At 61.9% G+C, this 10,000-nt stretch carries 10 protein-coding genes; 4 read left to right on the top strand and 6 right to left on the bottom strand.

The features are described 5' to 3' along the window. Positions 1–212 precede the first annotated feature (212 nt). Positions 213–827, bottom strand: a complete 615-nt coding sequence (locus LDL37_RS02290; RefSeq protein WP_290793716.1) for a hypothetical protein — start codon at positions 825–827, stop codon at positions 213–215. A gap of 53 nt (positions 828–880) precedes the next feature. On the opposite strand from LDL37_RS02290, the gene coaBC reads away from it, so the two are divergent. The 3 genes from coaBC to LDL37_RS02275 all read left to right on the top strand — a co-directional run bounded on the left by coaBC (position 881) and on the right by LDL37_RS02275 (position 2,981). After that, positions 881–2,080 (top strand): bifunctional phosphopantothenoylcysteine decarboxylase/phosphopantothenate--cysteine ligase CoaBC, encoded by a 1,200-nt coding sequence (gene coaBC / locus LDL37_RS02285; protein ID WP_290793713.1) that lies wholly within the window; start codon positions 881–883, stop codon positions 2,078–2,080. After that, positions 2,077–2,538, top strand: a complete 462-nt coding sequence (gene dut, locus LDL37_RS02280; protein ID WP_290793710.1) for a dUTP diphosphatase — start codon at positions 2,077–2,079, stop codon at positions 2,536–2,538. Before coaBC ends, dut begins: the two co-directional genes overlap by 4 nt. Positions 2,539–2,633: 95 nt before the next feature. Further along, positions 2,634–2,981, top strand: a complete 348-nt coding sequence (locus LDL37_RS02275; RefSeq protein WP_290793707.1) for a hypothetical protein — start codon at positions 2,634–2,636, stop codon at positions 2,979–2,981. Here the strand turns inward: LDL37_RS02275 and dapB are convergent. The 3 genes from dapB to dnaK all read right to left on the bottom strand — a co-directional run bounded on the left by dapB (position 2,948) and on the right by dnaK (position 7,121). Further along, positions 2,948–3,700: a 4-hydroxy-tetrahydrodipicolinate reductase gene (gene dapB, locus LDL37_RS02270; protein ID WP_290793706.1), complete on the bottom strand. Its 753-nt coding sequence runs from the start codon at positions 3,698–3,700 to the stop codon at positions 2,948–2,950. The two genes, LDL37_RS02275 and dapB, sit on opposite strands and share 34 nt — an antisense overlap. A 150-nt stretch (positions 3,701–3,850) precedes the next feature. After that, positions 3,851–5,020 (bottom strand): molecular chaperone DnaJ, encoded by a 1,170-nt coding sequence (gene dnaJ, locus LDL37_RS02265; protein WP_290793703.1) that lies wholly within the window; start codon positions 5,018–5,020, stop codon positions 3,851–3,853. Between the two features lie 202 nt (positions 5,021–5,222). Beyond that, positions 5,223–7,121 (bottom strand): molecular chaperone DnaK, encoded by a 1,899-nt coding sequence (gene dnaK, locus LDL37_RS02260; protein ID WP_290793700.1) that lies wholly within the window; start codon positions 7,119–7,121, stop codon positions 5,223–5,225. A gap of 302 nt (positions 7,122–7,423) precedes the next feature. On the opposite strand from dnaK, the gene LDL37_RS02255 reads away from it, so the two are divergent. After that, the gene (locus LDL37_RS02255; protein WP_290793697.1) at positions 7,424–8,359 is read left to right on the top strand and encodes a dienelactone hydrolase family protein; all 936 of its coding nucleotides are present in this window, start codon (positions 7,424–7,426) and stop codon (positions 8,357–8,359) included. A gap of 53 nt (positions 8,360–8,412) precedes the next feature. Here the strand turns inward: LDL37_RS02255 and grpE are convergent, their stop codons facing one another. Then, entirely contained in the window at positions 8,413–9,009 is a 597-nt protein-coding gene (grpE, locus tag LDL37_RS02250; RefSeq protein ID WP_126422185.1) for a nucleotide exchange factor GrpE, read from the bottom strand. Positions 9,010–9,029: 20 nt separating this feature from the next. Continuing rightward, positions 9,030–10,000, bottom strand: a 971-nt coding sequence (gene hrcA / locus LDL37_RS02245) for a heat-inducible transcriptional repressor HrcA (RefSeq protein WP_290793693.1), incomplete at its 5' end; no start/stop codon positions are given.

The raw sequence follows: 10,000 nt of genomic DNA, 5'->3' as shown, positions 1-10,000 counted from the left end.
AAAGGTATAGCTGACGGCCACAGAGCTGACGATCAGCAGGAAATAGAGCAGAGGCACCTGCCGTGACAAGGCGCGGAACTGCGCTACCGCCAGTTCGGGATCATTGGCGGAGACGCTGAAAAGGGTACGCAGGGTTTTACCAATAGAAGTCACAGCTTTGACCGGGAGGTTGTTACTTACGACCACCTTAAGCCATTTTATCTAAAAAGAATTTAATCGACGCTGGGGTCAAAATTATCACGCGTGAGTGTGCGGCGCTCCGCTTCGATCTGCTTCTGTTTCTGCCAGTAGGCCGCGCCCTCATAGGGACGGAACAGGGTGCGCGGCGCGCCTTTTTTGGTCATGACGGCAAAGACATTGCGTCGGGTATCATAAAATAATGTGTCGCCATTGTTGCGAGAAAGGGTTTCGACCCCTTTGGGCGGCGCATGGATAAAACCGTGCACCATGCCCAGCCATTCTTCATAGGAACGTGCGCCGACCTCGGCTCCGTGCTTTTCATAATGATAGGTGGCGTTCTCATAGGCACTGTATTTGCGGTTCGACGACCAAAGGGGCCAGTCACCATAGCGTGTGGAGGTGATTTCCACCTTGGGGCCGACGGGCAAGCGTATGGCGTCGCTGTTTTCGCGCAGCGCCGGGGCTTCGGCCTCAAGCGGCGGCGGTGCCTCGGACGGGGTGGCGCGGGGTGCTGGCGCTTCGACCGGGGCCACCTGTTGCGCCGGGGCCTCGCCCTTGCCATCGGTCAGGACGGCGGATGGCCCGGCATCGCAGGCCGCCAGCAGCAGAAGCCCCACCGCCGCCAGAAGTCGTTGTGCGATCCTCATGCGTCCCCCATATGTCTTGCCAGACCCTCGCAAAGGCCATTAAAGACCATATCATGACTGTTGCAAGCCCACCTCGTATCCTGCTGATCGTCGGAGGCGGTATCGCCGCCTACAAATCATTGGAATTGATCCGCCTGATTAAAAAGGCGGGGATGGCGGTGCGCGTCGTCCTGACAAAGGCCGCCCAGCAGTTTGTCACGCCCCTGAGCGCCGCCGCCCTGTCCGGAGATAAGGTCTATACGGATCTGTTCGATCTGACCGATGAAGCCGAAATGGGCCATATCAGCCTGTCGCGTCAGGCCGAACTGGTGGTCGTCGCCCCGGCAACCGCCAATCTGATGGCGTCGCTGGCCAATGGGCAGGCCGATGATCTGGCGACCACGCTTTTGCTGGCTACGGACAAGCGCGTCCTGATGGCCCCGGCCATGAATGTCCGCATGTGGCATCACCCGGCCACGCAGCGCAATCTGGCGACCTTGCGCGCCGATGGCGTGTTGTTCAGCGGGCCTGACGAAGGGGATATGGCCTGTGGCGAATACGGTCCGGGCCGCATGAGCGAACCCGACGCGATTTTTGCCGCGATTCAGGCCGCGCTGAAGCCGAAGGCGCAACCCTTAAAGGGCCGCCATGTGCTGATCACTGCGGGGCCGACCTTTGAGCCTCTCGACCCCGTGCGCGGCATCACCAACCGCTCCTCCGGCAAGCAGGGCTATGCCATCGCCGCCGCGGCAGCCGAGGCCGGGGCGCGCGTGACGCTGGTGTCTGGCCCGGTCAGCCTGCGGACCCCGGCGGGCATCACCCGTATCGACGTGGAGACGGCGGCGGAGATGCACGAGGCGGTGCACGCGGCTCTGCCTGCCGACGTGTTTATCGGTGTGGCGGCGGTGGGCGACTGGCGCGCCAAAGAGATTGCCCGCGATAAGCAGAAGAAGGGCGTGGACGGCGAACTGACGGTGACGCTGGTCAAAAATCCCGACATTCTGGCCAGTATCGGCCACCACCCGACGCAGCGTCCGACGCTGGTCATCGGCTTTGCGGCGGAAACGCGCAATGTCGAGGTCTATGGCCAGACGAAGCTGCGCAGCAAGGGGGCCGACGCCATTCTGGCCAATGACGTGTCGAAAGACGTCTTCGACCGCGACACCACCAATATGATCCTTATCGACGCTTCGGGCCCGACGGCCGGCAAGCATCTGACCAAGGCCGAAGTGGCCGCCGACCTCATCCAGTATCTGACGACAAGGCTGAAATGACCTACACTCCGACCGCCCATATCATCCAGTTGCCGCACGCCGCCGGTCTGGCCCTGCCCGCCTATGAGACGGAGGGCTCGGCGGGTCTCGACCTGCGCGCCGCTATCGCCGAGGGTGAGGTACTGACGCTCAGGCCGCTGGGGCGGGCGCTGGTCCCTACCGGGCTGAAGGTTGCCGTGCCGCTGGGGTTTGAGGTGCAGGTGCGCCCGCGTTCAGGGCTGGCGCTGAAATTCGGCATTACCTGCCTCAACTCGCCGGGAACGGTGGATTCCGATTATCGCGGCGAGGTCGGGGTCATTCTGGTCAATCTGGGCACCGAGGATTTTGAAATCCGCCGCGGCGACCGCATCGCGCAGATGGTGGTGGCGCGTCACGCCCGCATTGAATGGGAATTGGTCGAAAGCCTTGACGACACGGCGCGCGGGGCGGGCGGCTTCGGCTCGACCGGGCGGGGCTAATCCCCTTATTTCACGCAATTGTGCAGGATCGCCGGGTTTACCCGCCCGGCGAAGCACCTCAGACTCGCCCAATACGCGAATCTGGGTGATGAGCCATGGCAGAAACCCTCGAACTGTACGGATTGCTGAGCGATCTGGTCGAAGCGGCGCTGAACGGCCTCAATCTGTGGCCGGCGCTGTTGGCGGGTGTGATCGCCGCCCTCCTGATCTGGCTGCCGGTGGCGGCGCGATTGCTGATCGCCCTGTGCCTGACCTTGGTTTTCAGCAGTCTTTGGCCCCTGCTATACGGCCTGCCGCCCCTTGCCACCGACTTTGGTGAGCCGGAATACAGCATCCAGTTTGCGCTCATGGCGCTGGTGGCCATTGGGCCTGTCTGGCTGACCGAAGCGCTGGGTGTAAGGCGATTGACTCAGCGAAAGCCCAGAACGTCCTGCATATCGTAAAGGCCGGGCGACTGCGCCGTCGCCCATAACGCCGCTTCGACGGCCCCGCGCGCGAACAAGGTGCGGTCGCGCGCTGAATGCGACAGGGTGATCACCTCGTCTTCGGCGGCAAACAGCACGCTGTGTTCGCCGATAATGCCGCCGCCGCGAATGACCGAAAAGCCGATCGTTCCCGGTTCACGCTGACCCGTCAGGCCGTCGCGTGCCGCCACGCGCACATCCTTGAGATCGACCCCGCGCCCGTCGGCAGCGGCGTCCCCCAGCATCAGGGCAGTGCCCGACGGCGCATCGACCTTGCGCTTGTGATGGGCTTCCAGCACTTCGATGTCCCAGGCGTCTGGCCCCAGCTTGGCCGCCGCCTGTTTCACCAGCCCCATCAGCATATTGACGCCCAGAGAGAAGTTCCCCGAACGCAGCACAATGTTGCGGTCGCCATAGGCTTCGAGGGCGGCAATCTGTTCCGGCATGAAGCCGGTCGAACCGATGATATGCGCCAAAGCCTTGCCGCGCTCTTGACCCTCAGCGGCACAGGCTTCGGCCAAAGCCAGAGTGGCCACGGGGGTGGTGAAGTCAATCACCGCATCGGCCTGCGACAGGTCAATGGCGTCGCCCTTGTCAAAGGTGGTGGCGACGATCAATTCGCGCTCATTCAGGACACGGATAACCGCCTGACCCATGCGGCCCTTAGCTCCGGCAACGGCAAAACGAATCTGGGTCATGATCACTCCGGAGGTTTATAAGCTGCCCGCTCCTCTAGGGAGCGGGCGCCAATAAGTCAAATCCGGCGACGGGCCGCCCCGAGCCGGATTTGTCTATTCAGATCCATGAAAAACGTATTGCGCGTCAGCGCAAGACTTTTTCATGAGGGGCTATGCCGTCCCCGTGATGTCGTCCCAGAACCGCTTGGCCTTGTGCATAAAGCCTTGCGACTGGGCGTAGGACTGCGCCTCGGCGATCTCGGCAAATTCTTTCATCAGTTCTTTCTGACGGGCGCTGAGGTGCTTTGGGGTTTCGACGAACAACTCGACCAGCAAATCGCCACGCTGTTTCGAATTGAGCACCGGCATCCCCTTGCCCTTGATCTTGACCTTGTGGCCGGTCTGCGCGCCTTCGGGGATGGCGACTTCCAGCTTGCAGGTGCCGTCGCAGCCTTCACCGCCCATCAGGCACGGCACCTCGACCTCGCCGCCCAGAACGGCGGTCGGCATGGGCACGGGGATCTGACAATGCAGATCGGCCCCATCGCGCTCGAAAATTTCGTGTTCGGCCACTGACAGGAAGATATAGAGGTCGCCGCGCGGCCCGCCATTGGCGCCGGCCTGACCTTCACCGGACAGGCGGATGCGTGCGCCGTCATCGACCCCGGCGGGGATGCGCACGTTCAGCTTGCGATTGGCGCGCACCTGACCATGACCGTGGCAGTTGGTGCAGGGCTCCTTAATCACTTGACCCTGACCGTTACAGGTCGGACAGGTGCGCTCTACGGCGAAGAAGCCGTTGGAGGTACGCACGCGGCCCGCGCCGCCGCAGGTGTGGCAGGTGACCGGCTTGGTGCCGGCCTTGGCCCCTGAGCCCTTACAGACTTCGCAGGTCAGGGTCGTTGGCACGTTCAGCTCGACATCCGCCCCCTTATAGGCCTGTTCCAGCGTAATTTCGTAATCATAGCGCACATCGGGGCCGCGTTGCGGGCCGGAACGGCGGCCACCGCCCCCGCCACCGAAGATGTCGCCGAACATTTCGGAGAAGATGTCTTCGACATTGCCAAAGCCCTGCCCGCCAAAGCCGCCCTGACCGCCGAAGCCGCCACCGCCCTGACCATTGACACCGGCGTGTCCGAAACGGTCATAGGCCGCACGCTTGTTGGCGTCGGACAGGACCGAATAGGCTTCATTGACTTCCTTGAAGCGCGCCTCGGCCTGATCATCACCCTGATTGCGGTCAGGGTGATGCTCCATCGCCTTCTTGCGGAAGGCCGATTTCAGCGTCGCGTCATCCGCATCGCGGGCCACGCCCAGAATTTCGTAATAATCACGCGCCATTTTTACTCAGCAGTCCTCTAAGCGCATTCGGAAAACAGCCTTACGGGTTCCGAAACCAGATGCGCGATAAACATGACCCAAGCCCCCGCCTAGGTTGCCTGCAACATTCACACCGGCAGCATATCCGATGTTATAAAAAACTCAAAAAAAGGGGAGCCCAACCGAAATCAGACTCCCCCTTTTGACTTGTCAAAGCGCTGGCTTACGCGCTCTTCTTGCCGTCGCCATCGACTTCTTCGAACTCGGCATCGACGACGCCGTCATCGGCCTGAGCCTCTTCACCGGCTTCGCCCGCGCCCTGGGCGGCGTACATGGCTTCACCCAGCTTCATCGAAGCGGTCAGCAGGGCCTGATGCTTGGCCTTGATGTCCTCGACATCTTCGCCGTCCTTGGCCGTCTTCAGATCGGCCAGAGCGGTTTCGATGGCGCTCTTGTCTTCGGCGGCGACCTTCGAACCGAAGTCCTTGAGGGCCTTTTCCGTCGAGTGAACCAGAGCGTCGGCCTGATTGCGGGCTTCGATCAGCGCCTTGCGCTTTTCGTCTTCGGCCTTGTTGGCCTCGGCCTGCTTGATCATGTCCTCGATGTCCGAGTCGCTCAGGCCGCCATTGGCCTGAATACGGATCGAGTGCTCCTTGTTGGTCGCCTTGTCCTTGGCATTGACGTTGACGATACCGTTGGCGTCGATGTCGAAGGTGACTTCGATCTGCGGCACGCCACGCGGCGCGGGCGGGATGCCGACAAGGTCGAACTGACCCAGCAGCTTGTTGTCCGCAGCCATCGGACGCTCGCCCTGGAAGACGCGGATGGTCACGGCCGACTGATTGTCATCGGCGGTCGAGAAGGTCTGCGACTTCTTGGTCGGGATGGTAGTGTTGCGCTCGATCAGCGGGGTGAACACGCCGCCCAGCGTTTCGATACCGAGCGTCAGCGGGGTGACGTCGAGCAGCAGCACGTCCTTGACGTCGCCTTGCAGCACGCCGGCCTGAATGGCGGCACCGAGCGCCACGACTTCATCCGGGTTCACACCCTTGTGCGGCTCGCGACCGAAGAAGGCCTTCACGGCTTCAACGACCTTGGGCATACGGGTCATGCCGCCGACGAGGACGACTTCGTCGATGTCCGAAGCCTTCAGACCGGCATCCTTCAGCGCTTGCTGGCAGGGGGCGATGGTCTTCTGGATCAGGTCCTCAACGAGGCTTTCCAGCTTGGCGCGGGTCAGCTTGAGGTTCAGGTGCAGCGGGCCCGACGCATTCATCGAGATGAAGGGCAGGTTCAGGTCGTATTGCGCGACCGTCGAAAGTTCCTTCTTGGCCTTTTCGGCCTCTTCCTTGAGGCGTTGCAGGGCCAGCTTGTCCGAACGCAGATCGACGCCGTTTTCCTTCTTGAACTCGTCGGCGAGGTAATCGACGACGCGCATGTCGAAGTCTTCACCGCCCAGGAAGGTGTCGCCGTTGGTGGACTTCACTTCGAAGACGCCGTCACCGATTTCGAGCACCGAGACGTCGAACGTACCGCCACCGAGGTCATAGACGGCGATCTTCTTGCCGTCATTCTTGTCGAGGCCATAGGCCAGAGCGGCGGCGGTCGGCTCGTTGATGATGCGCAGGACTTCGAGACCGGCGATCTTGCCGGCGTCCTTGGTGGCCTGACGCTGGGCGTCGTTGAAGTAGGCCGGAACCGTGATAACGGCCTGAGTGACGGTTTCACCCAGATAGGCTTCGGCGTCTTCCTTCAGCTTTTGCAGGATGAAGGCCGAGATCTGTTGCGGCGAATAGTCCTTGCCGTGGGCCTTGACCCAGGCGTCGCCATTCGGGCCCTTGGAGATTTCATAGGGCACCATGCCCTTGTCCTTCTGGACCATCGGATCGTTATAGGTGCGGCCGATCAGGCGCTTGATGGCGAAGAAGGTATTGGAGGGGTTGGTGACCGCTTGACGCTTTGCGGGCTGCCCGATCAGGCGCTCCGAGTCGTCCACGATGGCGACCACCGACGGCGTGGTGCGAACGCCTTCGGCGTTTTCGATGACCTTCGGGTTCTTGCCGTCCATGACGGCGACGCACGAATTGGTCGTACCAAGGTCGATACCGATGATTTTAGCCATGAGTCCAGATTTACTCCGTTTAAGGCAATGGGCTTTCGAGGCCTTTTGAAGATAAGCACCCCGCTTGTCCATCCCCGGTGAGATGAATTTTACCAATTTTGGAAGCCGCCGGTGATTTTCGGCGTCCCCAAATCTGCAACCGATATAAGGGGCGCGTGGCGGCCTGCAAGAGGGGGGCCTCGCAATGCTGGCATTATTTTTAGGGTTTTTCAGAACGCGGTCATAAAGGCGCTCCGTATTGCAGTGGCCCGCATCCTGTTGTTAGGTAGGGCACACAAAAACAGATGCCGGGAGACTTGCCAATGACCACGAACAATCTGCCCCTGACGCGCCCCGAAGGCAGCGAAGCGCGGGATTTCCACGTCAGTCGTCGCGGTATAGCCGGGCTGTTCTTTGCCGGCTATGCCTTGGGAGCCGGGGCCGCCGCGGCGCAATCGCCCGTGTCCACCCCTTCGGCGGGGCTGATCGCCAAAGACCTGACGGTGCCGACCGATAGCGATTACGCCATCCCGGCCTATATTGCCCTTCCCCAAGACGCCAAGCGCCGTCCGGTGGTGCTGGTCGTGCCGGAAATCTTCGGCCTGCACGACTATCTGCGCGATGTCTGCCGCCGTCTGGCGCATCAGGGCTATGTGGCCCTGACCTTCGACCCGTTTGCGCGCAAGGGCAATGCGGCGGCGTTGAAAGACACGGCTGAAATCCGCAAGCTGGTCGAAACCGCGACCAATGAACAGGTGATGGGTGACCTGAAAACCCTAATCGCCTGGTTGAAAACCAACCCCGACGTGGGACAGTCAAAGGGCGTGTTCGGCAAGACGAAGTTCGCCAATACCTCGCGCATCGGCATTACTGGTTTTTGCTGGGGCGGCGCCGTAACATGGATGGCGGCGTCTTCCATCCCCGACATCAAGGCGGGCGTGGCGTGGTACGGGCGTCTGGAGCGTCCGGCGGCGACCGATTTCCTGGGCAAGGAAGACCGCCAGTGGCCGATCGACCGCGCGGCGGACCTGCGTCGTCCGGTGCTGGGTCTCTATGCCGGGCAGGACGGCGGCATTTCATTGGAAAGTGTTGAGCGCATGAATGCGGCGCTCAAAGCGTCGGGTAAGACCCCCAGCCATATCGAGGTCTATAAGGACGCCAAGCACGGCTTCCACGCCGACTACCGCGCCCTTTATAACGAAAAGGCCGCCAAGGAAGGCTGGGCCGAATTGCTCAAGTGGTTTGAGACCTATCTGTAAGCATATCATTGGGAAGCGTACCTCCCCGTCAGACGGGGAGGTATTTTCGTCGGTTACGCTTGCGTATTGACCGTGCCGCCGGAGGCATTGTCGCCACCATTATAGGCCCCATTCGCGGCGCTGGCCGTCTTGGCCGCCGTCACGACCATGGCCGGGCGGATGGTGCGGCCAAACAGCTCGTAGCCCGCCTGCATGACCATCAGGACGCTGCCGCCTTCGACCTCGGTGGAGGGCTGCTCCATCACGGCCTGATGGAAGTTGGGGTCGAACTTGTCGCCCTTGAGCGGCGCAATCTTCTTGACGCCGTTCTTTTCAAAGGCTCCGGCCAGTTCCTTTTCCGTCATCTCGATGCCGGAGACGAAGTTCTTGAACGCCGGGTCTTCGATCTGCGCCGGGACGGCCTGAAGCGCGCGTTGCAGCACGTCGGCGACGCCCAGAAGGTCGCGCGAAAAGCGCTGAATGGCATAGGCGCGCGCGTCGTTCATTTCGCGCTCAGCGCGGCGTTTGACGTTTTCGGCTTCGGCGGCGTAGCGCAGCGCCTGTTCCTTGAGTGCGGCGTTTTCAGCCTGAAGCTGCTCCAGCGCCGCGTTCAGCGTGTCGATGGCGTCATTGGCGAACGGGGCGTCTTGTTCAGTATGTTCTTCGCTCATTACTCTTTAGACTCTGTGGGTTAGGACCGTTCCTGCTCCAGCAGGCGGCCGAGGATTTTCGCGGTGTAATCCACAAGTGGGATGATGCGCGCATAATTCAACCGGGCGGGCCCGATGACGCCGATGGCGCCGACGACCTTCTGGCTCTGACCGCCCAACATATAGGGCGCTGCAATAACAGCCGAACCGGACAAAGAAAACAGTTTCGATTCCGATCCGATGAAAATTCTTACCCCCTGCGCCGAACGCACATTGTCGAGCAGGTTGATCAGCTCTTCCTTTTCTTCCAGATCCTCGAACAGGGCGCGCACCCGCTCAAGGTCTTCGAGCGCCGAAGCCTCCAGCAGATTGGCCTGCCCGCGTACGATCAGCGCGCGCTTATCCGCTTCGCCGCCCGCCCAGGCGGCCAGTCCGCGCGCGATCAGACCGGTCGCTGCCTCATTGAGCTGCTGACGTTCGGCCTCAAGCTCGGCGCGCAGATCGCGCCCGGCCTCGCTCAGCGTGCGCCCTCTCAGGCGCGTACTGAGATAGTTGGAGGCCTCGATCAGGTCGGCGGGCGTCACCCCCAGATCGAGCGCCATCAGGCGGTTTTCGACCCGCCCGTCGTCGAAGACCAGCACTGCCAGCGCCTGATCCGGGGCCAGCTTGACGAATTCGACGTGCCGCACCCCGGCCTCAAACGACGGCGTCATCACCACACCCGCCCCACCGGCAAGGCCTGACAGCAGGTTGGAGGCTTCGCGCAGGGCGCTGTCGAAGGTCATGCCTTTGGCCGTCAGACGCGCTTCGATTTCGCGCTTGGCGTCCTGCGCCACGTCGCCGACCTCCAGCAGGCCATCGACAAATAGGCGCAGGCCCTGATGCGTCGGCATCCGCCCGGCGGAAATATGCGGGGCACTGAGCAGACCCAGTTCGGCCAGATCGGACAGGGTGTTGCGGATCGAGGCCGGGGACAGCGCGATCCCGCCCTTGGACAGGGTGCGCGACCCCA

Origin of the sequence: Asticcacaulis sp. (assembly GCF_020217185.1) — a bacterium.
In the GTDB taxonomy this organism is placed as follows: Bacteria; Pseudomonadota; Alphaproteobacteria; order Caulobacterales; family Caulobacteraceae; genus Asticcacaulis.
Note: the sequence above shows the minus strand (reverse complement) of the source record. Positions and strands in the feature narration are given on the sequence as shown.